This window comes from Bacillus sp. SRB_331 (genome assembly GCF_003264175.1).
GTDB lineage: Bacteria > Bacillota > Bacilli > Bacillales > Bacillaceae_G > Bacillus_A > Bacillus_A mycoides.
Genome location: NZ_NADV01000018.1, coordinates 52,306 through 75,406, shown reverse-complemented (window position 1 = coordinate 75,406; position 23,101 = coordinate 52,306). Strand labels below are relative to the sequence as shown.

Here is a 23,101-nt window from a genome sequence, read left to right as displayed (position 1 = left end):
GTAATCAGCCATTACAAACAACTCAAAAAAGATTGCCTCTTAGGATACTGGCAATCTTTTTTGAGTAAAAGGATTATTTTATTTAACTTTTTGTCAATATGTTGCGTTATTTGTAAATTATTGCTTACTTTTGTAAAACACAATATTCATCTATTAACTTATTCACCTTAATTGGTTATTATGTGTTTGAGAGCAAATCTCAATTAAAAACCATAAGGAGTGTTTATCTTGAAAAAATTCTTAGCTATCCCTGTAATTGCTGCATCTCTTATCGGCTTAGGTCAAACTTCAACATTCGCGGCAACCGAAGAAACAAAGGTAAGTCCTGCAAGTACTGAGTCTAATCAAGTGCAACTTCCACCAGTTCAATATGCTTTAGAGGCTAATGAAGAGTTCGCTTTTTACGGTTCAGGAATTTACAAATTTCACCATGAAGGCGGGAAGGATCTAAGAGTTTTCCTTAAAAATATTGGTAATGAAACTTTCAGTTATGATTTATATAATTCTAAAGGTGGATGGTTATCAAACGGAAAGTTAACACCTGGACAACAAACTATTAATGAATTTAGTACTGAGTGGTCTGATTTGCTTCCTAATGGTAAATACCAGATTGTATTTAAAAATAACAGTGGTGCATTTTCTAAAGTCAAAATTGCTGCAAGAGCACTAGACGAGTTTGAAAAATAGTACTTTTGGAATAATATTACCGATTGGAGCAGTTAGCTTTTGCTAGCTGCTCTTTTATTCTTTTCGTATTGTTGCTGCCATAAAGTATGGAGGACCATTCTTTCCATATTTCATTACCTCGTCAATATCCTGCAATTGTTGGATACCTTCCTCATCGTTACGATCACCAGGAATAATAATTGATGTGCAATATAATGGTGTAACTGACTCCTCATCATATGGCGACTCTTCAGCGAGATAAAACTGAACTACCATTGGAAGTTCTTCTCTTTTACAGATTTCAAGAATCTGCTGCATTAACGGTGCAATTTCTTCATCATAAACTTCCTCTTTATCGTACATCTCAATTCATTCTCCTTTTCTACAAAATGAAATTTTTGTAGAGAATAATGAACTTTAAAAACTACTAAATTGCAAATATAAATACAAGGGAGCGTTTTATATGACTTCCTATCAAAAAATATCTTTAATAGTTATCACTCGTTTTTATCATTGTGATGTTCCTTTTAAATGAAGTCTTTATTTCTTAACACCCAACGAGAATGTACAACAAACTAAGAAAGCCTACTCACACGAGTAGGCTTTTGAAACTATGAAAGCTTCGTCAATAACTGATTTAAATCTTTTTTCGTTTTCGTCGTTAATGACTTCATTTTATTAATATCGATATTTTCTTTCTCCGCTCTTATAATTAATGGATACAAACTTTGTTCAATTGTTTTGTATTCAGTTGGATGTGATGCTTCTATATCTTTTTCAATTACATCCCACTTCTCATTAATTTGTTTTCCAAGTTTATTTACTGTTTCTAATTTAGGATTTGCAGCTAATTGCTTATCTAGGCTTTCAATTAATGTAACCACTTCTTTTACATTTGCTTTCACAGCGACGTTTTTCTTCGGATCTTTCGTTGTCTTTCCGTTATTGTTTGTACTTGTGCTTTGATCTGTTGTTTTTCCGCTAGTAGTTTGATCCTTCGTTTTTCCTGTCGTTTCTTTATCTGTCGTTTTTCCATTTTGGTTTTGAGTTGACGTTTTGCCGTTACTTTCTGTTCCTGATGATTCCTTTGTATTTTTTGCATCCTTATCTGTTTTTTCATTCGAAGAAGTATTTGTGTCTTTTTCAGTATCTTTCGTTGTTTTTGACGCTTCATCTGCACTTGTCGTTTTTGATTGCTCTTCATTTTGTGCAGTTACCTGATCCTTCCTCGCTTCATCTTTATCTGTGAAGGTACTACAAGCTGCCATTGAAAGCATTGTACCAATTGCTACTGATGCGATAGCGACCTTTTTCATTTTCATAAAAATCCCCCTATGTTTACAATTTTATCCTTCTCTTTACGATTCTATTTCCCCTTAAAAAATCCCTTTTCATACGAATCACCATCTTTCCGACAGTAATCTTCATAATAATACGTACAAAAAACGATAAATTTATTTTAATATTCGAGTTTTTTCTACTACATTTTCCTCCTCTGTAGCAAAAGAAAAAGAGTATGTTGTCACATGAAGATTTACAATCTACAAATGACAACATACTCCCCTATCAATTTTTTATCTTTCTTGACATTTTATTTATACAAAAAACAAAATAATTACTAATTTTTTTATTTCTCAACACTTGTTAACATAATATTTTTATGAATAACCACCGTTCGAATGAATGACTTGCCCAGTAACCCACTTCGCTTCTTCACTTACTAAAAAAGCAATTAAGCGTGCCGCATCCACCGGTTCTCCAACTCTTCCTTGCGGGAATTTCCATACTAAATGATGCTGTAATTCCTCTGTAATCCATCCTGTATTCGTTGGTCCTGGATCAACAGCATTGACTGTAATCCCCTTCTTCATAGCTACTGGTGCAACTGACTTTGTAAATGCTTCTATTGCTCCTTTCGTTGCTACGTATGCTAGTTCATCTGGCATCGGGCCTAATGACTGCCCGGAAGTAAGATTTATAATACTTCCACTCGTTTTAAGTGAAAAATGTTTAATAAATAATGAACTTAATAGCATAGGAGCACGAACATTAACCGTATAATGTTTATCTAGCTGTTCTACATCTAACTCTTCAATTTTCGTAGGAGTAGAATACGCCGCATTATTAATAAGAATAGATGGATCCCCTAAACGTTCTGATACCATATACAATACACGATTAGGCGAATAAGACTGCGATAAGTTTATTTCTGCCATTTCACATCGAACGCCGTAACTTTCAATTTCCTTTTTCAACAAAAAGGGCTCTTGATCATTCATTCCCCATGGCATCGCTTTATCATACCGAGGCCAGTACGTGAAAAAAATGTCTATCCCATTTTGAGCAAGCACCTTGCATACAGCTGCACCAATTCCATTCAGACGAGTTGCCCCTGTTACAATTGCTATTTTCTTCACCTTTTCTCCTCCATCTATGGATAAATCCCCTGCACGAATACAGAGGATCTACCTTTTTAATTAATATTTGACAATATACGCTCAGCGCCTAATTTTAAAATTTTAATAAAGATATAATTTACAATCGTAAACATTACAAATAAAACGATAAACATAATCCAAAGTCCTACTTGAAGGAAGAAGTATAATACACTTACACCTGCTACAATAACTAAAGCTATTAAAATATTAGCTAAAAAATTCCACAAAGTTGTATATCGACTTTTAAATAATTTCTGTTCTGTATCCCAATGAATATCTGCAGTTTGTGCATCCCAGCGTGTACCGATTAAATTAATTAACAATAAACCGTTCGCACTTAGTAAGAACCAAAGTATCATGAAGACTGGCGAAATACCTGCTACAAATGCCATTGTAATACCGAATACTCCTAAAATGACTACATTAATTAACCAGGCCGTTATCGCTTTCGCAAAAAAGATATCCGAAGCCTTTACTGGTAAGTAACGATTCACAAACCAAGAGCTTCCATCTCGTGAGAATGAGGTTGTTGCAATAACGTTACTCCCCATTAAAAATAAGGATGCACAAAGGCCAACACCAATTGCGAAACCTGCTGATTCTGGATTATCAATATACCCTGTAATCCATTTTAAATTTCCATCTTGTACAAACAAAACAAAGAACAGCATAATTGGCATAACGAAAGTTTGCACAATACAATTTAAGAAAAATTGTGGCGTACGGAATAACGTTTTAAATTCTTTTTTCACATATGCTTTTAAATGAGAACTTTGTACTGTTGATTTCTGTAAACCTTCTGCTGAAATTACCTCTTTTTTTGCTGTACTCGTTGAAAGTCCAATAACCCCTTTTAAATATGTACGCTCTGCAATGTAATAAAACAAACCGAAAAATGCGATAGAAATAAGAATGTATATTAGTACGTATAATATTCCCTTCCACGATGCATTTTCTACTAATCCCATTGCACCAAAATATGTAGTTGGAAAATAATTTGTCATTTGTATGAAAAGGGAGGATTGATTATTTGTAAGATAATTCGCAACTGAATCTCCAGCTCCAGATACTGCACTTTTATTTCTCCATTGCATAAATACATTGATTCCGACGATAAATAGTATACTTACGATTCCAATAAATATACTTCCTCGATCTTTATTTTTCGCTATATTCGTATACCTCATAATAATTGTCATAATTAACGAAGCTAAAACTAGCGGAATGATCGGGAAGAATAAGTAAATGACAATCATATAAATGTAATATGTAATGAAAGCACCACTCTTTAAACCGTAAGTAATAAAGATAGGCAATAAAATAAACGAGCTCATTACGTATTGTGTAATTAACACTGTAAAGAACTTTGCCGAAATAATTTGCGCTGGTTTTAACGGTAACGGTAGCAACATTTCAACATCATTACTATAGTAAAACACTGTTAAAATGTTCATAATACTCATCAAAAATACCCATATACTAGCAACTGCTAATCCCATCGCAATAACAATTCCTGGATCCTGTCCGAGGTGTATCATTCCTTCATATATTCCATGGGTCATCGAACCGAATATTAAAAAACCTACAAATAAAATGGCTGCAAATGAAAATAAATACGCCCATCTTTTCTTTTTATCTGTTATGAAATCTGCATAATTTAATTTCAATAATACTTTCGTTAACGTCCAAATTTTACTCATTGCCCGTCATCTCCAAGAACATTTTTTCAAGTGATTCATTGGATTCAAAATGATCTCTCATTTCATTTAAATTCCCTTTAAACTGAAGATTTCCCTTATTAATAATCGCGACGCGGTCACATATTTTTTCAGCTACTTCTAATACGTGTGTCGAGAAAAATACAATCTTCCCTTTATCAGCATGTTCTCTCATCATTTCTTTTAAAATATATGCAGATTTCGGATCAAGACCTGTTAACGGTTCATCTAAAATCCACACATCTGGTTCATGTACGAGCACACCTATAATAACAATCTTTTGTCTCATACCGTGTGAATAACTTTGAATTTGATCAGATAAAGCATTGTACAGATCAAACTTCTTCGCTAATGACTCTATTCGTTCTTGTCTTACTTCCTTCGGTACTTCATACATATCAGCCATAAAGTTTAAATATTCAATCCCTTTTAATCGTAAAAACATATCCGGGCTATCTGGAACATAGCCAAATGTTTTCTTCGCTTCCATCGGATTTTTCATAATATCTTTACCGTTGATTGTAATGGTTCCTTTGTCCACCCCATGAATACCAGTAATCATCTTAATTGTCGTTGATTTACCCGCACCATTCGGTCCTAAAAACCCAAAAATTTCTCCGCTCGGTACAGATAAACTTAAATCTTTTACTGCATAGGTAGATCCATTATAACTTTTTGACACATTCAAAATTTCGATCATTACATCCAATCCTTTCCTTAATTACCAATTAACTATATTAACATTATAGCATACTTATATTTTTAGATTTTTACATTTTTCAGTTTTTTTAACCTTTAAAATAAATATAAACTCCTAATCCAACAATTAAAACAACAGCTAGTATTATATAAATCATCGTAAGTCGTTTAATATTTCCTTTTGTCGCTTTACTATAATTCGCATCACCATTTCGCCCAATTAACACCGTTCCAATTACAGTAATAACTACAAGTAATATAACGATCATTATCCCAGTTAACATTTCGTCCTCCCCCTCCTTACATCCATTTTACGATATTTCCCTTTTTATTTTACAGAATATTTAACCTTTTTTACTATTATTATGAAATAAATCGCAAAACTATTATTACTATGAATTTCCATATGTGATATATTTATAACATATAGTGATTTATCCCGCATTAACTGGCAGTAAGACTCCCACCTCAAAATTCGGCTGGAGCAAAGAAGTTAGGTAGGAGTCGGGCTGCCCGTAAACGCCCGATTGGTAAAGGCTAATAATCAGTGGGGGAAGAACCCCCCCCCACTGATTAAAGTTTCACTTTATTTCTAACATCGAAAGGAGAATCTATCATGAAAACGACTTGGATAAAATATTTAGGATTTTTCGGTTTCTTTGGGTTTCTCGGATTTTTTTATGAAAAAGGATTGTTTCCTATGTTCTGTTTCTTCTCCTTTTTCACGACGTATAGAAAAGTTCATCACGATGAGCTTTTTGAACAAATTGTCAATAAATCGTGCCGAAATGCATTCATTATTACAATATTAACAACAGCTATCATTATCTTTATTGAAATGTTATTTCCGAATCCTACACTACAAGAGATTGATATTGCTCTTATTTTCAGCACACTCATTCTTACATTCGGATTCTCTATCTTCTTTTACGATAAACCAGTTGATGAAATGGAAGATGCACCATGGCGTTCGTAACGAAGATAAAAGAATACCGCGCCAAAGTGCATATGACGCAGGAAGATTTAGCGAAAAGCGTTGGTGTACGTCGTGAAACGATTAGCCACCTTGAAAAAGGAAAGTATAACCCTTCTTTACAGCTTGCTCATGATATAGCGAGAGCACTTCATAGTACGATTGATGAGGTTTTTATTTTTGAGGATTAATAAAGGGCACCAAGTTTAATATATAATACTGAATCTAAAGTAATTAAAGATATACTAGACGACGCATGTTGTTTAACAATGTAGTTTTAAGGTGTATCAACACTTTGCTTGATACGCCTATTTTTTATGGTTTTTATCACTACATTCATCAAAGCGACCAGTATGTTGCAACGAAAATACCGTACTTTTTCCAGAACCAAATAAAAAATACCAGTATTCTTTCCATGAAGAATACCGGTACTTCTCATTTATCCCACTATTTACGGGCAATAAGACCCCCACTGATTAAAGTTTCACTTTATCACCCATACAAAACAGCATGAAATACACCTAACAGTAAGTATTGATCCTCTATATAATCCTCATCATATACATCCATCTCGATATAATACATATCTTCCTCAAGACGAATATTCCAATCTGCGATTACATAGCCGTTTCGTAATAATTTTCCAAGCCCAATTGAAGTTTTGTGAACAACATATTCTTCTGTCTTATATGTAAAAGTAAATAAGAAATTTGCATCTAATAACTTTCCGTCACATACAAGTATTTCATGCTCTGCATCATTATTATCGATGTACGTTACTAAAATCCTTCTTTGACGCTGCCTACTTACATCCTTTGCAATGACGCGAATATTGTTCTTACTATCCTTTATTTCATAAATGATATTACTACCGACTTTCGGAATGAAGTCTAGCACTTTCATCAACGTATTTTTATAATAGCCCCGTACTGCGCCTACTCCTTCGCTTCCATTGTAAACCTCTATCAAAGTCGTATCCGCTTTACTATCACACAGTCGTTTATAAGAAAGCTGCATCATTCGCTCTCCTCTTAAGTACTGATCAAACGTCACAGGATATCCTATCGCGCGCAGTTCCTTATTTAGCTCATATAAATAGTGTTGAACGCTCTCTACTAATGTTGTAGTTGATATACGCTCTTGAAGTTCAAATTGCTGCCAACTGGAAAAAACTCTCCACTGATCTTCCTCTTCATATACGAATCCGAGAATTACTTCCTCACGGTCACTCGTTTCATAATTCAATTGTTCTTTCTGCCCATGTTGCACTTGTTCCATCCACTGTCCTAAATAAATGCCAAGCTCTGCAACCTTCATGCATGACCTCTGAAAAAATACGCTGTCACTCACGCGAATTGTTAAATCCCCTTCAATAAAGCCATTTGCATAAGCGGCATACCGTGGCTCATCCTTCTGCGGGATAGCCTTGTCTAACTCAAATAAAAACGTTAACATCCTTCACTCACCTCTAGTTGTTACACAGCTCATACATGACATCGCATCACTCTGAGAAACTATGTATATATAAATATTTAATTATCGCATTATAACACGTGAAAGACCTTAGTATAGTAGCGCTATTTTTGCTTCGCGAACTCCCTCATAATAGAATAACTATCCTTTTATTATTTTTTTCTTGACTTAGAGTTCACTCTAATTATTATAATCAACTCATAGTTCATTCACAATAAAATCAATTGGATAAAATTCAGGAGGGATCGGAAAAGCTAAAATCAAAAGTGGCTGACATTAACGCAGACCTGAATGTTGTCATTCGAACCTTTGATTTATCTGTTAATACAATTGTACATTAAGGTACTAATCAAATAAAAACCTACGATTTCCTGTACGTTAAGAAGTCAGTGATTCTTGCCTTATTTTACTTTCTCTTAATAGTCGTAAAGCTTCTATAATTTATTTAGTACATATAAAAAAGACGGAATCATAAAATCAGCAAATTAGAAAATAAAACAGGATGGGAGTCAGTTATTATGGAGCAATCAAATAAAGCGTTTAGCCAGGCATTAGTAAAATCATTAATAGGAGAACGAGGACATCTTCCCATCAAGAATGCTTTATCGGATATAGACGTGGCGCTTGCGGGAAAACGCAGAGAGGAACTGCCTTATTCTATTTATCAATTAGTGAAACACATGACCTATTGGCAAGATTTTCTCTTATTATCCGCTCAGGGGAAGAAGCCTGCATTGCCTGCCCATGTAAAAGAGAGCTGGCCTGAAGAAGAATGCCCTGGCAGTGAGGAAGAGTGGCAACAGATTATTCAGTATTTTCTTCAAGGGATTGAACAGGCATGCACGATCGCCCAAACTGTTCAATTGGACAAAACATTGGAGGAATGGCCTGGTGAAACCCCTGGCGGTGTTCTACGGAATATTGCATCTCATAACTCCTACCATTTAGGAGAAATTGTGCTGATTCGCAGATTATTTAGTGCTTGGCCACCGCCAACAGGCGGATATCCGGTCTAAACAAGGAAAGGGTTCCACCCCATGCCCATTAACTTAAGATTTTAAATTACACCCAAAACGAAATTTTTACCACTTTACAGTTATTTATGAGAATTAAATTCATTTTTTTCATTACTGGGGAACAAACATTTTTTAAACTTGATGGAGATAGGGTATAAAAATACAAATTTCATCTCCGAAAAAAATAAAAAAACGATTGCTTGGATCCTAAGAGGCAATCGTTTTTTTTAGCTGTTTGTAATGACCAATTACAAACAGCTAAATATATTATTTAGTGTTATTTCTGTTTTCTTTCAGTAAAATTATTTTGACTTGGTACCATCTTTTTTTGTTCCATATCATAGTATATGAACTTATATGAACGATTTTTCAAATATATCTACCGTAACTTAATATATATCAACTAATCGAAAAATCTTAACTCTATTAAAATGAAGCTACCTTTTCTTCCGCCACTTCCGCAATTTCTAAAATTTGTAGCAGGTTCTCCACTTCATAGGTCGGCTTAACGCCTGCCGTATTTTCTTTCAGACTCGGATTATACCAACACGTATCAATACCGTAATCTTCTCCGCCTTTCATATCAGAAGTTAGCGAATCTCCAACCATTAGTACACTTGATTTATCAGTAATCCCAAACTTCTCAAAAGCATAATCAAAAATCTCACGCGCTGGTTTTTGATGGCCGACTTCTTCAGAAATAATAATATGATCAAAGAAGTTACATAAAGGCGAATTTCCAATTCTAGATTGCTGTACCTTAGTGTATCCATTCGTAATTATACCTAACTTACAATCTTGAAGATTCTCACATAGTTTCACTGCACCATCTATAAGATGTACTTCTTTTCCTAAGTTTTCAAGGTATACGTCACTAAAATGCTGCGTGTCTACTTCTATATTATGAAGAGCAAATAATTGTCTAAATCGATCTACCGCTAATTCACTTAGCGTAATCATTTTATTCTCTAAATCTCTCCATAATCCATTACTAATCTCTTTATAACTTGCAAGATAATCATTATATCCTGTAGGCATGCCAAATTGTACAAACGCGTTATGTAATGCGTTTCTTTCTGTTTCAGGGAAATCTAATAATGTATCGTCTACGTCGAATAGTATTACTTTGTATTTCATGATGTTCGCCTCAATTCTTAATTTAAAAACTTCATTCTCATAGCTTAATTATAAGCTTATATATATTTCATTATAAAGTGCTTTAACCCGCTCTTTATAGAATACACCTTTATCTTCTATTTTCAAATGTGCTATAAATAAGTTTGCAAGCATGACTGCTGTATCTAACCTATAAAATAAACTAACAATATGCGGGGGAGCGTTAAAGATACTATCATTCTTATATCCCTCTTCAAATTCGTCCCAATTCACCTCATTCGTTTCAGCTATTCTCATAAGCTCCAATAATGGATGACCAATTAGAGCGTTATCCCAATCCACTATCGCTTTAATTTCTCCATTATATCCAATTAAATTGGCTGGTCGAATGTCCATATGCAATAAACTCTTTATATGATCAGCTGTACTAAGAATATGTTCAATTGTTTTTGTCTCTGGAAGTTTAATTCCACAGTTCGTAATTGTATTAAAACCTTCTATCCGTTTCACAATGCGTTCCGCTATATACTTACTAATCGGCTCTCTAATGTTCTGCTCATATTGTAAACCATCGATTGGTATACTATGAAGCTCACTAACTAACTTCCCTATTTTACATGCAGAAATTGGCATATGATCAGTAGATACATAATCCGATATTAAAAAATCAAGTTCGGCAGAAAGATGCAATCCATGTATCTTTGGCACTGGAATACCTTTTGAATAACAAAACTTAGAAAGCTCTGTTTCCTTTTGCAATGAAATCCGACTATTAAATAAATCTTCATTTATATTTTCTACTTCTCTTTCCCACGGCACTCGAAAAGCTAAAGCTCCCTTTTCTGAATCTCCGCGAAAAACAATATTTTGCACTCCCGTTCCAATCACCTTTAAATCCTGAACAGCTAGTTCCTTATAATCTTGACTTAGTATTGTTGCTAGCTTTCCTCTTAACCCCTCTGCTTTTAAACGTGTATGAATCATTTTATCCCCCGATTCGTAAGTTCTTTTCATCCATTTTCTCCCCGGTGCACAACAATCCTCATAAACAAAATTATAGCAACAATAATAAAAGGAGGCTAATCCAATCAGCCTCCCTCCTCATTATTTATCCCGCATTAACGGGCAGTCCGATTGGTGAAGGCTAATAATCAGTGGGGATGCCCCCCCACACTGATTAAAGTTTCACTTTATCTTCTAGCAATAACACTTTCATTTCCTCTAACGATTCCTTCGTATAGCCAAGAGCTTTTTCAGCGTATACTTCAACTGATCCATATTGCTTTTTAACTTCATCAATCGCAGCTTGTAAATATTCAGCACGAGCTTCAAACATCGCACCTAATATTGCTCTACTTTCGTCGTTCTGTAATTTTGCGCCTAAAAATGCCATCATTTTTTCATTTAACTTTTCACGGAAACCGTTACTTAGTAAGTAGTCTTCCATTACTGTTTTTTCCGGTACACCTAGTAAAAGTAATAATAATGCTGAGCCAAATCCTGTACGGTCTTTTCCAGCTGTACAGTGGTTTACTAACGGTAAGTTTTCCGGGTTTTGCGCCAGTTTTAAGAAGCTCACGAATGCTTCATTACCACTTACGAAATCTTGATTCATTTTCACAAGATACTCGCCTGGTTTCCCTAACATAGAAAGGTCACCAACTTGGAAAAATTCATTTATATTTAAATCTTTCGCTAATTCTTGCATTACTGGTAAGCATACTTGGCGAGCACCTGTAATGCCTGGATTCGGCTTATGTTTCACTTCAAAATCTGTACGGTAATCACAAATTAACTTTAAGCCCGACTTCTGTAAATACTCGATATCCCATTCTGTTAATCCTGCTAATTCTTCAGAACGGTACAACTTGCCCCATTTTACTTTACAGCCTTCAGTCGTTTCATATCCTCCCATATCACGGAAGTTAAACGCTCCTTGTAATGGCAATCTACGCTCAGCTACTGTGACTGCTTGTCCATTACTTCCTACTAATCTAAAATATGGACGCTCATTTTCACTCGGGTTTTCAATTGTACATGCATCCCCACTTACTGTTACAAGTAATTCTCCATTTTCTTCAATATGATCTGGTGAAGTACTCCAATAAATACGAACTTCTTCTATATTATTTTCCCACTTTATATGTAACGTATTATCTTCATTTCGTTCTACAGTTGCTTGTAGCCAATTTCTTTGCTGCTTCATACTTTCACCAACGCTTTCTTCTTATAGTCTAATCCTTCTCTATTGTATTATAGGAAAGCTTACTTTGTCGTTTCGATTTTTCTTTTTATCTTACAAACATGCAAAAAGTTCTTTTACTTGTTCAAAATTTGTACATGGATTCCCGCTAAATGAGTTCGAGAGAGTAAGCCATCCATCCTTCTAAAACCTTCTCACATATCGCTCAGTAGAGCTCAGCTGCTGACATCCGTTCTTTTCAAAGACATCCTTCATCCACTCGTTTTGTACATTTGTCTCGCCAATATAATAAGATGCGCCTATTTCTTTTAAGACAAACATTGCCCCTGTAAAGAATGCTGCTTCATACCCTTTATTTCGCATATTTGGAGCGACTGCGAAATACATAAGTTTTCCTTCTTCTAACGTACCTCTTTCAATATGCGGGATTACAATTCCTATTGGCTCTTCATCGATACTTGCTGTTAAACAATGTTCTTTCCATTGCCCACCTATTTCTTGTAGCATCGTATTTACAAATTGATCATAATCGATTTGTTCTCCCGTCACTTCATTCCACAGTGAATAAAAAGCGGCTTCGCCTATCTCTTCAATAAGCTTAAAATCAATTTCACTTTCTATATCTTCTACTTCATATATATCCTTAAATACAATCATGTTTTCAGTAATATATTCAAATGAATACGTTTCGAAACATTTCTTATACACATCATAATTTGGGCTTTTTGAAGAAATCTCAAATTGCAATTCTTCTATTCCATCTTTTTCAGCTTCAGCAACGCAATATTGCATTATCTCTTCTAATTGCTCTTCTGTAAAAACCTCTGCATCATTTTCTTTTATCATTATAGAAGAAGCATTTTTTCTTATTTTAAAATGTTTTTCTAACTGTTCTATAGTCATCATATACTTCCCTCATCTATGTCATACTCGAATTTCTACTTGTTCTCCTTGCATGAGCAGGATTGTCCTTGAATATATAGAATACTAGAAAACATCGCATCTTTAAAGTGCGGAGGAGGTTCTCCATTGGATATTACAGCATTGCAACAACAGTTAGAGCTTATACAACAAAATGACTATACGCAACTGCAACATATAGATATTAATGAGTTAACGCTCAATATGCTTCAGTATATCGGAACAACTGATAGTTACGTTCGTTACCAACTTATATATAAATGTTTTGCACATTTCATTCATCATGAATTCCTTATGGATGATCAGTTGAAATTACTTCTACAAACTTGTTTAAGTGATGAGTATTTATATTGTGACATTCACTCCCCACTTACAGATGGGGTTTTCACACGTTCTTATACTGTTTCGTTACTTGCATTAATACTCCAATTCGCTAACTCGCACTACTTTTTTACAGAAGAGGATATCGAAGAAATAAAAAACAAACTCATTACATACACAAACTTAGAAATGGATTTTCGAGGCTATATTGAAAATAAAGGATGGGCTCATTGTCTTGCCCACGTATCTGATGCCTTTTCTGAAATTGTTCACAATTCCTATACGACCTTTGAATGGTACGAGGAATTAATTCATTGTTTATTAAATAAAATTTTCATCCCATCGGATCTTTTTCATAATAATGAAGATGAACGAATTGTTACACCGTTACTATCTATGCTATATCATGACTTTCCGCAAGATGAGTTAATTTCAATTATTTATAAAAAAATAAAAAGGCTTCCTCAAATTAGAAAACGCCTTTCCCTTAATGAGTATTGTATTTTATGCGCAAACATTAAAATCTTTTTACGCACATTATTTTTTAGAACAAAAGATGATCATAACTTAGCATTTACAGCACGTAAAACAGAAAAAATGTTAAAAGAACTGCCTAATTATTACTAAATATAAGGAGAAGAATTATGGGCTATATTGAAGACATGAGAAATCTAGTAGGAAATCATCCACTCATTTTAATCGGATCACACGCCATTATATTAAATGAGAAAAATGAAATATTACTGCAGCTCCGTACAGATTTTAACCGCTGGGGTATTATTGGTGGCGCCTTAGAATATAACGAAACGTTAGAAGACGCTTTACAACGAGAAGTATATGAAGAAACTGGACTTATCATTAAAAATCCAGAACTACTCCGTACATACTCAGGACCTGATTTCTTTCAAATCTATCCAAACGGCGATCAAGTACACGGTGTACTCGCTGTTTATATTTGCCGAGAATTCCACGGTGAGCTTGTATGCGATCAAACGGAATCGAAAGAACTGCGCTTCTTTTCACTTGATGAATTACCTAGTAATCTCCCTCCTGTTATTGATAGGATTATTACAGATTACCAGCAAAAACAAGGGAACGCTTAACGTTCCCTCTCAAATCCAATCCGTTTTTTTATTTCTGCTAAATTTACCTTTGCGATAGCTCGTGCCCTCTCAGCACCTCTCTCTAACGCTTCATATAATAAATGCGGCTCATTCATATACATCTCATATTTCTCACGAGGTCCGGCTAATTCACGTTCTACAACGCGAAACAACTCTTTTTTCACATCGCCCCATCCAATGCCAGTTTCATACTTTTCACGCATTGACTGCATTTCATCTTCTGCCGCAAATTCTTTATATATCGTAAATAACGTTTCTAGCTCTTTCAGTTCATTCGGAAGTGAAGAATCTGTTTTGATTTTAAATATTAACTTTCGTAGCTTTTCTTGCTCTGCAAATAACGGGATAACATTCCCATAACTTTTACTCATCTTTCTTCCATCAAGACCAGGTAATATTGCACCTTCTTCTTGTATGACATACTCCGGAAGTGTAAATGTCGTGCCGAATGTATGATTAAAGTACGCCGCAATATCACGCGTAATTTCAATATGCTGAATTTGGTCTTTTCCAACTGGTACATGAGTAGCTTGAAATAGTAATATGTCAGCTGCCATTAAAATCGGATACGTATATAATCCCATATTCACACCTGCATCAATTTCTAATCCCGCTTCTTTATTTTGCTCTACCTTCGCTTTATACGCATGGGCACGGTTCATAAGCCCTTTCGGAGTTAGACAAGCTAATATCCAAGCTAATTCTAGAATTTCCGGCACTTCCGTTTGTCGGTAAAAAATAACGTCTTCGCTAAGTCCAAGTGATAACCAAGTAGCTGCTACCTCTTTCGTATAACTACTGAACTTTGCTGGATCATGCACAGCATTTAACGCATGATAATCAGCTATAAAGTACAATGCTTTTCCTTCATTATTTTTTGACATTTGCAATGCAGGTTTAATTGCACCAATATAATTTCCTAAATGCGGATAACCTGTCGGCTTAATTCCTGTTAACATTATTTTCCCACTCATACTAACTCCTCCTTTCTCAAAATAAAAAACAAAAAGAGCCTCTCATCCTTAAAAAAGGACGAGAGACTCCCGCGGTACCACCTTTATTAGCTATCATTAGCTCACTTCATACTTCGATAACGTGAAGTAACCGTCTTTACCTACTCATTTCAGTTAGAAGCTCCAGAGCCCATTCCATATTCATCCCTTACTGATTCCCACCACATATCAGCTCTCTGAAAAGTTTTGAACATGTACTCTTCTCTTTCATTGCTTTTTCGTTTTTTACAGTTTATCACATTCCCTTTCCAATTAAACCCTAATTTTCTGTTTTATATAGCAGGAATTTCCACCTTGATTGTCTAATAATATATAGGTTTGCAGAAATACTCGAAACAACTTTGGAGGTTTTTTCATGGTAAAATATATATCCATTTTAGGTTCAACAGGATCCATTGGCACATCTGCATTAGATGTCGTTTCCGCTCATCCTGAACATTTTAAAATCGTCGGTTTAACCGCGAATTATAATATCGATCTTCTCGAAAAACAAATCGAATCGTTTCAGCCTCGTATTGTAAGCGTAGCGACAAAAGAATTAGCGGATACATTACGTTCTCGTATTTCAACAAATACAAAAATTACATATGGAACTGATGGTTTAATTGAAGTATCTACCCATCCTGATACAAATCTTGTATTAAGTTCAGTTGTCGGTGTTTCAGGTTTACTCCCAACAATTGAAGCATTAAAGGCGAAGAAAGATATCGCTATCGCTAACAAAGAAACTTTAGTTGCAGCTGGACATATTGTCACCGAACTAGCGAAACAAAACGGATGCCGCCTAATTCCAGTTGATAGTGAACATTCAGCCATTTTCCAATGTTTAAATGGGGAAAATAATAAGGAAATCGAAAAATTAATTGTTACAGCTTCTGGCGGCGCTTTTCGTGATAAAACACGTGAAGAAATGAAAACATTACAAGCGAAGGATGCTTTAAAACACCCAAACTGGTTAATGGGCGCAAAACTAACGATAGATTCTGCCACGTTAATGAATAAAGGGTTTGAAGTGATGGAAGCTAAGTGGCTATTCGATATTCCTTATGAAAAAATTGATGTTATGATTCATAAAGAAAGTATCATCCACTCTTTAGTGGAATTTATTGATGGATCAGTCATGGCACAGCTCGGTGCTCCTGATATGAGAATGCCGATTCAATATGCGTTTCACTACCCTACTCGACTACCTTCATCCTATGAAAGATTAAATTTATTAGAAATTGGTAGTTTGCATTTTGAAAAACCAAATTTAGAGAAGTTCCCCTGTCTACAATATGCATTTGAATGTGGAAAAATTGGCGGTACAACTCCAGCCGTATTAAATGCAGCGAACGAAATTGCAAATGCACTATTTCTTAAAAATGAAATTGCATTTTTCGATATCGAAAAAACAATTTACAATACAGTTGAAGCTCATCATAACGTAAAAGATCCTTCACTCGATGATATATTAGAAGCTGATCAATGGGCACGCCAATACGCAAATCAATTGTTAATGAAAAAGAGCTAAAACAGGTTTCTCTGTTTTAGCTCTTTTTTCACGTATTCAACTTCACAAATCTATAACCGTGCGTAACTAAAACTTTTAATATCGCATACCCTGGAATTGCTAAAATAATCCCCATAATTCCAAATAAATTTCCCGCAGTTAAAATGATAAATATAATAGTAATCGGGTGAATATCTAACTTTTTCCCCATGACTTGCGGAGAAATAAATTTACCTTCTGCTAATTGTACAATCATCATAACGATAATTACTTTTAACACCATTGATGGCGAGTCGATAAATGCGATAATTAAAGCTGGTGTAATTGCAATGATTGGTCCTACGTACGGAACGATATTTACAATCATCGCTAAAATAGCAAGTAGTACCGCATATTTAATACCAATAATAAGATAACCGATTAATAGCATAATACCGATAAATAAACTAACAATAATTTGGCCTCTAATATACGAACTAATCGCATAATGCATATCATCTAGTATTCTCTTCGCAGCTGGTTGTCTTTGCTCAGATATAAACTTTAAAAAATGATTCGGTAATTGCTCACCATCTTTTAAAAGATAGAACAAAATAAACGGAACCATTACAAATGTTAAAACAACTTCAGTAATTGTACTTAAAAATCCAGTTACATTTCCTGTTACTGATGATAATGATTTTGTAAAGTTCATTGTAGAATCTTTTACGATATTAGCAAAATCAATATTTAAACTTTCCTGCATTCTACCAATTACATTACTTTCTCCAAATTTACGTGCTGCCCTTTCGATTTCATGCCCGAAATATGGCAAGTTATCTATTAAAGCATTTACTTGATCTTTAATAATTGGAATAACCGTGACCGCAAGAAAAACAAATAATCCAAGAACAATTATATATATCGAGGCAATCGACACAATTCTCGACACACCTTTTCTTTCTAAAAGAGAAACGAATGGATGCAATATATAAAATAGTACTCCCGCTAATAATACTGGGAAAAAGATTGTTTTTAAAAATACGACGAACGGTGTAAAGACGAATGATATTTTTGTAAGTAATAATATATTTACAAACAGCAACGCGAATCCAAGTAGTACAGCTAAATAATTTTGTTCTTTAAAAAACTTTTTCAACTTATCTCTTTTTCTTATATTTACTTTCTCCAAGTGTACCACCTCTCTAATTAGGAAAAGCCCTAAAAGGGCTTTATAAAACAATCAGTAATAGCCTTTATTTTCTTGCAGTTTTTACTACAAATGATACAATAAGAATTAACACAATTGCACCTAATAATGCTGGCACGACATGAATCCCACCAAATGATGGCCCAAAAGATCCAAATAATCTACTACCTAACCAAGCTCCTAGTAAACCAGCAATTATATTTCCAAACATACCAGCTGGAAAATTTTTACCCGTTATAGAACTAGCAATTATACCTATAATAGCACCAACTATTAATGTGATAATCCATCCCATTTTTAGTCCCTCATTTCTATTATAGTTTGTATTATCAAATACAAGAGTAGCTAAACTCTTATATAAGATTACGTATTTATCTACGCTAACCATATCCTACTATAGAAATATACCTACGAACATTTTATGTATGGAGATACATATATTATATGCAAAAAAGAAAAAAATTGTCAAACTTACCCACAAATCAATTATATTAATATATCATATTTAAAGGAGGCGTTATTATCTATGATTCATAAATTACTTCCCACTTCTTATGAAGTAGCATCATCCATTTTAAATGTTCAAATTCCAGCTTATAAAATTGAAGCAGACTTTTTAAACAGTACTGCAATACCTCGTTTATATGATACTGTAAACGATATTCAAAATTGTGATGAAACATTCTATGGATATTTCTCTGAAAATAAACTCGTCGGCTTTATTTCTTTTATACAAGAAGAAGAACTAATCGATATCCACAGATTAGTTGTATCGCCCGATTTTTTTCAAAAAGGAATCGCAACGAAACTGCTACTTTATATATTTAACATGTTCTCGTCTTCAATGACATACATTGTACAAACAGGTAAAGCCAATACTCCAGCTCTGGCATTATATAAAAAACACAGCTTCATTGAAGTAACAGATACAACACTACCTGATGGCATGATTCTTACGCAACTTAAAAGACAGAAAAAACAAAATAGTTTGACTTAATTATTTATTTATGTTATTTTTTACTTTATACAACCTTTTGCTGAGTCCAAATTTTGGAGCGGGGGAACCATTTTTGTAGCTATGCTACTTGGGGCGAATCTTTTTCAAGTAGGGAAACTCTCACTTCCCGAGTCCGACAGCTAACCTCGTAAGCGTAATGGGAGAGGAAGGTGCTTTTTGCCTATGTTACACACTTTGCCTCCTTAGTTATAAATATGGAATCGATATCAATCAGAAAACTATATTTATAGAAAAGGAGACTGGTACAATGTTACGTTTATCAGATCACGCAATAAAAATGATGGAGCAAAGACTTCGACTCGAACAACACCGCACATATCAAGCAAATAAAGTTGTAGATAACTTACATCACAAATACTTCTTTCAGCATATTTTTCAACCGAAAAGATAAAGAAAATGTTTATTTAATATTAAAAAACACAAGGTGTGTCTATAAAGACATTCCTTGTGTTTTTTATATTCCCTATACTTTTTATAATATCCTCACCACATTTAAACTTGCCGTAATCGCACCTGCTATAGTGGTCACATGCCCTACACCTAACGGGCCATTTTGTAATACTAATGTTGAATTTGCACTCGCTACATTCACAAGAAGCGTATTTGAAATGGCTGGCTCGATTACTACAGTTGATGTCGTTACGTTTTGTATAAAACTCCCTGTTAATTGACTTCCATTTAATAGTAATCTGACAGATACTGTCTCATTCCCAGCACTTGCATCACCTTGAAAATAATAACTTACTAAATATATTCCTGGCGTAGATACGGTAACGGTTGTGGAACTAGTTAAAGATACACCTGTTCCATATACGGTAGACCCACTATTAATTGGAATATTGGCATTTGCTGCAATTGTACTTGTTGAGGTAGAAAAGAAATAGCCGCCACCTGTTGATATTGCAGACGATCCAGTTGGACCGGTTGATCCAGTTGAACCTGTAGCACCAGTTGGACCCGTTACTCCGGTTGAACCGGTTGCACCGGTTACTCCTCTTATTCCTTGTATCCCTGTCGGTCCAGTCGCACCTGTTGAGCCAGTCGATCCAGTTGCTCCAGTCGATCCGGTCACTCCTTGTGGACCTTGCACTCCTTGAATTCCTTGAGAACCTGTTATCCCGTTTTCTCCTAAATTCCCTTGGGGACCTCTAATTCCTTGTGCACCTGCCGGACCTATTATTCCTTGTATTCCTTGCATACCTTGAGAGCCTTGCGCTCCTGTTGGGCCTACTATACCTTGTATTCCTTGAGACCCTTGCAAACCAATTGCTCCTGCCTGACCTGTTATTCCTTGAACTCCTTGTATACCTTGAGCACCTTGTGGGCCAGTCAATCCATTTTCCCCTTGTATTCCTTGCACTCCTTGAAGACCTTGTACTCCAGCTGCTCCTGTTTCCCCTCGTATTCCTTGTAGACCTTGTATACCTTGTGCTCCAGCTGCTCCTGTTTCTCCTCGTATTCCTTGTGGACCTTGTACTCCAGCTACTCCTGTTGTACCAATGGAACCAGTTATGCCTTGTAATCCTTGCATACCTTGTGCTCCTGTTGGACCAGTTACTCCTTGTATACCTTGCATTCCTTTAGGACCTTCTGCACCAGTTGGACCGATTTCTCCCTGCGGACCTTGTATACCTATGGGACCTTCTACACCGGTTGCTCCTGTTATTCCTTGGTTACCTTGTGGACCTTTGTGCACCTTGTACTCCAACTGCTCCAACTACACCTTGGGAACCTCGAGGACCTATTACACCTTGAGGACCACTCGGACCAGTTATCCCTTGTATTCCTTGTATACCTATTGCACCAGTCACACCTGTTACACCTTGTGCACCAGTTTCACCCGCTGGACCTGTTGGTCCCCCAGGTGGACCGGGTGGGCCAGATGGACCAGTCACTCCACTAGATGGACCAATTGGACCAGTAGTGCCCATCGGACCACCCGGTGGTCCTTCTAGGCCTTGCGTACCAATACTCCCTGTTGCTCCTGTTATCCCTCGTACTCCTTTTGCTCCTTGAAAACCTGTGGATCCATTTATTCCTTGTATTCCTTGAACACCTTGTGGACCTTGAGGACCTATTACACCTGTTATCCCCCTTATTCCACTTATACCTTGAGGTCCTTGTATTCCAGTAGAACCAGTTGGGCCAGTTACACCTTGTAGCCCTTGATCACCTTGTGGTCCTTGCCCTCCAGTAATTCCTTGTATTCCTTGCGGGCCTTCTTCTCCTTGTATGCCTGTAGTTCCGTCCTCTCCTTGTATTCCTTGCGCTCCTTGGGGACCTTGAGGACCTGTTACACCTGATATCCCAGTCCCCCCCATTTCTCCTTGTATTCCTTGTGCGCCAGTTTGTCCTTGCTCTCCTATCTCTCCTTGTATTCCTTGGGGACCTTGTAGCCCTCGACTACCAGCAGGGCCTGTAATCCCTTGTATACCTTCTAGTCCTTGTAATCCAATATCACCAACTGGACCTTGCTCTCCAATTAATCCTTGAGGACCTTGCAAACCAACTGGACCTGTTACACCTTGCGCTCCAGTATCACCAACGGCACCTTGTATTCCTTGTGCTCCTGTTGTCCCTCGCGGAACTTGGATTCCTTGTATCCCTTGAGGACCTTGTGGACCCGTTGCCCCTGTAGGACCGGTGATGCCTGGAGGCCCGACTGGACCTTCATGCCCTCCAGTTGGACCTGTTGGACCACTGTTACCAGTAGGGCCAGTTGCTCCTTCAAGCGGAAGAGGCAGTGCCACTCCAAATTTTTTGCACTTTCTATGATGACGCACAACAATCCCCCTTCCCCAAAATAATTACACTTTTTATATGAAATGCATTTTTATATGAAAAGTACATCTTTGACCTCATTTTTTTAAAAATAAAGAAGCCTATCATTTCATTTATTTGAAATGATAGGCTTCTTTTTATAAAGCACTTTACTTTCTCACCTTAATAATAAAAGTCGTTGGCACCATTCTAGCTTTATATAAAGAATAATATTTCGTAGACGGCTCAGCTAGTTCTTCATCAAATGAGCTAGATGGTTCAGGCTCTTCTATTCTCTCAATTGTAATCCCACTCTATTTAACTCATTTATGTATGTACTTATTTTTCTCTTATATAATGTCGCTTGTACATTTTCTCCTTTAAATGTTTCAAACGTAATAGGAGTTTCCTCATGATAAGAAGACTTTAAAGCAATTTCTTCTGTAGCATACTGTAAATTCGAATATACTGGGTGCTCCCAGCTAAAAATAAAACTTCCTCCTGGCTTTACATATGAATAAATCAGTTCCAACGTTTTTCTTAAATCTGAAGTCCAACCTAATGCATAAATGGAATATACAATATCAAAATACCCTTTCGGAATATCCACTTCCTCTTCCATTGCTCCACATATTAACTTTGGATTGCAACACTTTAACGTTTCATTCGCTGTTTTAATTTGTTCACTTGAAAGATCAAGACCCCATACTTCCTCTGCCCCATTTTCTGCCATATATTGCAACGAATGCCCACTTCCACATCCAATATCAAGAACCTTTTTATTTCTGATTGAATCGAACAAATGAATCTCATCTTCAGACGCTGTATACGGGCCATATTTCGGTAAACAATCCACTTGAAAGAAATATGGTGCAACTGTATCCCAACACTTTTTATTTAAAGCTAACATTTGCGTACCTTTCATATCCTACATTCCCCCATCTAATTTTCTTCCCCTAAT

The 23,101-nt window shown here is 35.7% G+C and carries 23 protein-coding genes, 2 pseudogenes, 1 riboswitch and 1 other annotated feature; of the genes and pseudogenes, 9 read left to right on the top strand and 16 right to left on the bottom strand.

Annotated elements, in window-relative coordinates; genetic code table 11:
- Positions 1-228 precede the first annotated feature (228 nt).
- A complete protein-coding gene (locus tag B5P42_RS13225) occupies positions 229-687 on the top strand; it encodes a hypothetical protein (protein WP_113734371.1) in 459 nt (152 codons plus the stop codon).
- 54 nt (positions 688-741) lie between these two features.
- Here the strand turns inward: B5P42_RS13225 and B5P42_RS13220 are convergent, their stop codons facing one another.
- The 6 genes from B5P42_RS13220 to B5P42_RS13195 all read right to left on the bottom strand — a co-directional run bounded on the left by B5P42_RS13220 (position 742) and on the right by B5P42_RS13195 (position 5,805).
- Positions 742-1,029: a hypothetical protein gene (locus B5P42_RS13220; protein ID WP_044443329.1), complete on the bottom strand. Its 288-nt coding sequence runs from the start codon at positions 1,027-1,029 to the stop codon at positions 742-744.
- A 248-nt stretch (positions 1,030-1,277) separates the two neighbouring features.
- Positions 1,278-1,988, bottom strand: a complete 711-nt coding sequence (locus B5P42_RS13215) for a hypothetical protein (RefSeq protein ID WP_113734370.1) — start codon at positions 1,986-1,988, stop codon at positions 1,278-1,280.
- A 336-nt stretch (positions 1,989-2,324) separates the two neighbouring features.
- Positions 2,325-3,083, bottom strand: coding sequence for an SDR family oxidoreductase (locus tag B5P42_RS13210; protein ID WP_012261288.1), 759 nt, complete (start codon positions 3,081-3,083; stop codon positions 2,325-2,327).
- 56 nt (positions 3,084-3,139) lie between these two features.
- Positions 3,140-4,804, bottom strand: a complete 1,665-nt coding sequence (locus B5P42_RS13205; RefSeq protein ID WP_002167957.1) for a putative ABC transporter permease subunit — start codon at positions 4,802-4,804, stop codon at positions 3,140-3,142.
- A complete protein-coding gene (locus B5P42_RS13200) occupies positions 4,797-5,522 on the bottom strand; it encodes an ABC transporter ATP-binding protein (protein ID WP_002033261.1) in 726 nt (241 codons plus the stop codon). The genes B5P42_RS13205 and B5P42_RS13200 overlap by 8 nt, the downstream gene beginning before the upstream one ends.
- Positions 5,523-5,610: 88 nt before the next feature.
- On the bottom strand, positions 5,611-5,805 hold the full coding sequence (locus tag B5P42_RS13195; protein ID WP_002142517.1) for a hypothetical protein: 195 nt from the start codon (positions 5,803-5,805) through the stop codon (positions 5,611-5,613).
- 332 nt (positions 5,806-6,137) lie between these two features.
- Here B5P42_RS13195 and B5P42_RS13190 point away from each other — a divergent pair, with 332 nt between their 5' ends.
- Together B5P42_RS13190 and B5P42_RS13185 are read left to right on the top strand one after the other, a co-directional pair.
- On the top strand, positions 6,138-6,497 hold the full coding sequence (locus B5P42_RS13190; protein WP_113734369.1) for a DUF2178 domain-containing protein: 360 nt from the start codon (positions 6,138-6,140) through the stop codon (positions 6,495-6,497).
- On the top strand, positions 6,485-6,685 hold the full coding sequence (locus tag B5P42_RS13185) for a helix-turn-helix transcriptional regulator (protein ID WP_113734368.1): 201 nt from the start codon (positions 6,485-6,487) through the stop codon (positions 6,683-6,685). Before B5P42_RS13190 ends, B5P42_RS13185 begins: the two co-directional genes overlap by 13 nt.
- A 301-nt stretch (positions 6,686-6,986) precedes the next feature.
- Here B5P42_RS13185 and B5P42_RS13180 read toward each other — a convergent pair whose 3' ends face one another.
- Positions 6,987-7,949, bottom strand: a complete 963-nt coding sequence (locus B5P42_RS13180) for a tubby C-terminal domain-like protein (RefSeq protein ID WP_113734367.1) — start codon at positions 7,947-7,949, stop codon at positions 6,987-6,989.
- 536 nt (positions 7,950-8,485) lie between these two features.
- Between B5P42_RS13180 and B5P42_RS13175 the strand changes: the two genes are divergently transcribed.
- Complete coding sequence (locus B5P42_RS13175) at positions 8,486-8,983, top strand: DinB family protein (protein ID WP_113734366.1); 498 nt, start codon at positions 8,486-8,488, stop codon at positions 8,981-8,983.
- Positions 8,984-9,409: 426 nt separating this feature from the next.
- Here B5P42_RS13175 and B5P42_RS13170 read toward each other — a convergent pair whose 3' ends face one another.
- From B5P42_RS13170 to B5P42_RS13155, 4 genes are all read right to left on the bottom strand, one after another.
- Positions 9,410-10,120 carry a YjjG family noncanonical pyrimidine nucleotidase gene (locus B5P42_RS13170; RefSeq protein WP_113734365.1) on the bottom strand — a complete coding sequence of 237 codons (711 nt, stop codon included), beginning with the start codon at positions 10,118-10,120 and terminating at the stop codon, positions 9,410-9,412.
- Between the two features lie 48 nt (positions 10,121-10,168).
- The gene (locus B5P42_RS13165) at positions 10,169-11,113 is read right to left on the bottom strand and encodes a phosphotransferase family protein (protein WP_113734364.1); all 945 of its coding nucleotides are present in this window, start codon (positions 11,111-11,113) and stop codon (positions 10,169-10,171) included.
- Positions 11,114-11,276: 163 nt separating this feature from the next.
- The gene (locus B5P42_RS13160; protein ID WP_113734363.1) at positions 11,277-12,305 is read right to left on the bottom strand and encodes a tyrosine-protein phosphatase; all 1,029 of its coding nucleotides are present in this window, start codon (positions 12,303-12,305) and stop codon (positions 11,277-11,279) included.
- A 180-nt stretch (positions 12,306-12,485) separates the two neighbouring features.
- Positions 12,486-13,208 carry a GNAT family N-acetyltransferase gene (locus B5P42_RS13155; protein ID WP_002033371.1) on the bottom strand — a complete coding sequence of 241 codons (723 nt, stop codon included), beginning with the start codon at positions 13,206-13,208 and terminating at the stop codon, positions 12,486-12,488.
- Between the two features lie 123 nt (positions 13,209-13,331).
- Between B5P42_RS13155 and B5P42_RS13150 the strand changes: the two genes are divergently transcribed.
- Both B5P42_RS13150 and B5P42_RS13145 read left to right on the top strand, forming a co-directional pair.
- Positions 13,332-14,171, top strand: coding sequence for a DUF2785 domain-containing protein (locus tag B5P42_RS13150; RefSeq protein ID WP_002013997.1), 840 nt, complete (start codon positions 13,332-13,334; stop codon positions 14,169-14,171).
- 17 nt (positions 14,172-14,188) lie between these two features.
- The gene (locus B5P42_RS13145; protein WP_097810179.1) at positions 14,189-14,647 is read left to right on the top strand and encodes an NUDIX hydrolase; all 459 of its coding nucleotides are present in this window, start codon (positions 14,189-14,191) and stop codon (positions 14,645-14,647) included.
- On the opposite strand, the gene B5P42_RS13140 is transcribed toward B5P42_RS13145, so the two are convergent.
- The gene (locus tag B5P42_RS13140; RefSeq protein ID WP_113734362.1) at positions 14,644-15,642 is read right to left on the bottom strand and encodes a tryptophan--tRNA ligase; all 999 of its coding nucleotides are present in this window, start codon (positions 15,640-15,642) and stop codon (positions 14,644-14,646) included. The two genes, B5P42_RS13145 and B5P42_RS13140, sit on opposite strands and share 4 nt — an antisense overlap.
- A 51-nt stretch (positions 15,643-15,693) precedes the next feature.
- Positions 15,694-15,901, bottom strand: a binding site (T-box leader).
- 135 nt (positions 15,902-16,036) lie between these two features.
- Between B5P42_RS13140 and B5P42_RS13135 the strand changes: the two genes are divergently transcribed.
- Positions 16,037-17,194, top strand: a complete 1,158-nt coding sequence (locus tag B5P42_RS13135) for a 1-deoxy-D-xylulose-5-phosphate reductoisomerase (RefSeq protein ID WP_113734361.1) — start codon at positions 16,037-16,039, stop codon at positions 17,192-17,194.
- 28 nt (positions 17,195-17,222) lie between these two features.
- On the opposite strand, the gene B5P42_RS13130 is transcribed toward B5P42_RS13135, so the two are convergent.
- Together B5P42_RS13130 and B5P42_RS13125 are read right to left on the bottom strand one after the other, a co-directional pair.
- On the bottom strand, positions 17,223-18,344 hold the full coding sequence (locus B5P42_RS13130) for an AI-2E family transporter (protein ID WP_002033358.1): 1,122 nt from the start codon (positions 18,342-18,344) through the stop codon (positions 17,223-17,225).
- 64 nt (positions 18,345-18,408) lie between these two features.
- Positions 18,409-18,657 (bottom strand): GlsB/YeaQ/YmgE family stress response membrane protein, encoded by a 249-nt coding sequence (locus B5P42_RS13125; protein WP_060750673.1) that lies wholly within the window; start codon positions 18,655-18,657, stop codon positions 18,409-18,411.
- Positions 18,658-18,888: 231 nt separating this feature from the next.
- Here B5P42_RS13125 and B5P42_RS13120 point away from each other — a divergent pair, with 231 nt between their 5' ends.
- Together B5P42_RS13120 and B5P42_RS32000 are read left to right on the top strand one after the other, a co-directional pair.
- Positions 18,889-19,359 (top strand): GNAT family N-acetyltransferase, encoded by a 471-nt coding sequence (locus B5P42_RS13120; protein ID WP_060750672.1) that lies wholly within the window; start codon positions 18,889-18,891, stop codon positions 19,357-19,359.
- A 28-nt stretch (positions 19,360-19,387) separates the two neighbouring features.
- Positions 19,388-19,530: riboswitch (cyclic di-AMP (ydaO/yuaA leader) on the top strand.
- Positions 19,531-19,627: 97 nt separating this feature from the next.
- The gene (locus B5P42_RS32000) at positions 19,628-19,771 is read left to right on the top strand and encodes a hypothetical protein (protein WP_000945246.1); all 144 of its coding nucleotides are present in this window, start codon (positions 19,628-19,630) and stop codon (positions 19,769-19,771) included.
- A gap of 81 nt (positions 19,772-19,852) precedes the next feature.
- Here B5P42_RS32000 and B5P42_RS32640 read toward each other — a convergent pair.
- Both B5P42_RS32640 and B5P42_RS13110 read right to left on the bottom strand, forming a co-directional pair.
- Positions 19,853-22,163, bottom strand: a pseudogene (locus B5P42_RS32640) (collagen-like protein).
- Between the two features lie 147 nt (positions 22,164-22,310).
- Positions 22,311-23,065: pseudogene (locus B5P42_RS13110) on the bottom strand (class I SAM-dependent methyltransferase).
- Positions 23,066-23,101 lie beyond the last annotated feature (36 nt).

Coding starts and splice junctions, on each gene's coding strand:
- B5P42_RS13195 (WP_002142517.1), bottom strand. CDS start 5,805: ATGTTAACTGGGATAATGATCGTTATATTACTTGTAGTTATTACTGTA.
- B5P42_RS13180 (WP_113734367.1), bottom strand. CDS start 7,949: ATGTTAACGTTTTTATTTGAGTTAGACAAGGCTATCCCGCAGAAGGAT.
- B5P42_RS13125 (WP_060750673.1), bottom strand. CDS start 18,657: ATGGGATGGATTATCACATTAATAGTTGGTGCTATTATAGGTATAATT.
- B5P42_RS13120 (WP_060750672.1), top strand. CDS start 18,889: ATGATTCATAAATTACTTCCCACTTCTTATGAAGTAGCATCATCCATT.
- B5P42_RS13205 (WP_002167957.1), bottom strand. CDS start 4,804: ATGAGTAAAATTTGGACGTTAACGAAAGTATTATTGAAATTAAATTAT.
- B5P42_RS13190 (WP_113734369.1), top strand. CDS start 6,138: ATGAAAACGACTTGGATAAAATATTTAGGATTTTTCGGTTTCTTTGGG.
- B5P42_RS13140 (WP_113734362.1), bottom strand. CDS start 15,642: ATGAGTGGGAAAATAATGTTAACAGGAATTAAGCCGACAGGTTATCCG.
- B5P42_RS13160 (WP_113734363.1), bottom strand. CDS start 12,305: ATGAAGCAGCAAAGAAATTGGCTACAAGCAACTGTAGAACGAAATGAA.
- B5P42_RS13145 (WP_097810179.1), top strand. CDS start 14,189: ATGGGCTATATTGAAGACATGAGAAATCTAGTAGGAAATCATCCACTC.
- B5P42_RS13220 (WP_044443329.1), bottom strand. CDS start 1,029: ATGTACGATAAAGAGGAAGTTTATGATGAAGAAATTGCACCGTTAATG.
- B5P42_RS13165 (WP_113734364.1), bottom strand. CDS start 11,113: ATGAAAAGAACTTACGAATCGGGGGATAAAATGATTCATACACGTTTA.
- B5P42_RS13135 (WP_113734361.1), top strand. CDS start 16,037: ATGGTAAAATATATATCCATTTTAGGTTCAACAGGATCCATTGGCACA.
- B5P42_RS13155 (WP_002033371.1), bottom strand. CDS start 13,208: ATGATGACTATAGAACAGTTAGAAAAACATTTTAAAATAAGAAAAAAT.
- B5P42_RS13175 (WP_113734366.1), top strand. CDS start 8,486: ATGGAGCAATCAAATAAAGCGTTTAGCCAGGCATTAGTAAAATCATTA.
- B5P42_RS32000 (WP_000945246.1), top strand. CDS start 19,628: ATGTTACGTTTATCAGATCACGCAATAAAAATGATGGAGCAAAGACTT.
- B5P42_RS13215 (WP_113734370.1), bottom strand. CDS start 1,988: ATGAAAATGAAAAAGGTCGCTATCGCATCAGTAGCAATTGGTACAATG.
- B5P42_RS13170 (WP_113734365.1), bottom strand. CDS start 10,120: ATGAAATACAAAGTAATACTATTCGACGTAGACGATACATTATTAGAT.
- B5P42_RS13185 (WP_113734368.1), top strand. CDS start 6,485: ATGGCGTTCGTAACGAAGATAAAAGAATACCGCGCCAAAGTGCATATG.
- B5P42_RS13200 (WP_002033261.1), bottom strand. CDS start 5,522: ATGATCGAAATTTTGAATGTGTCAAAAAGTTATAATGGATCTACCTAT.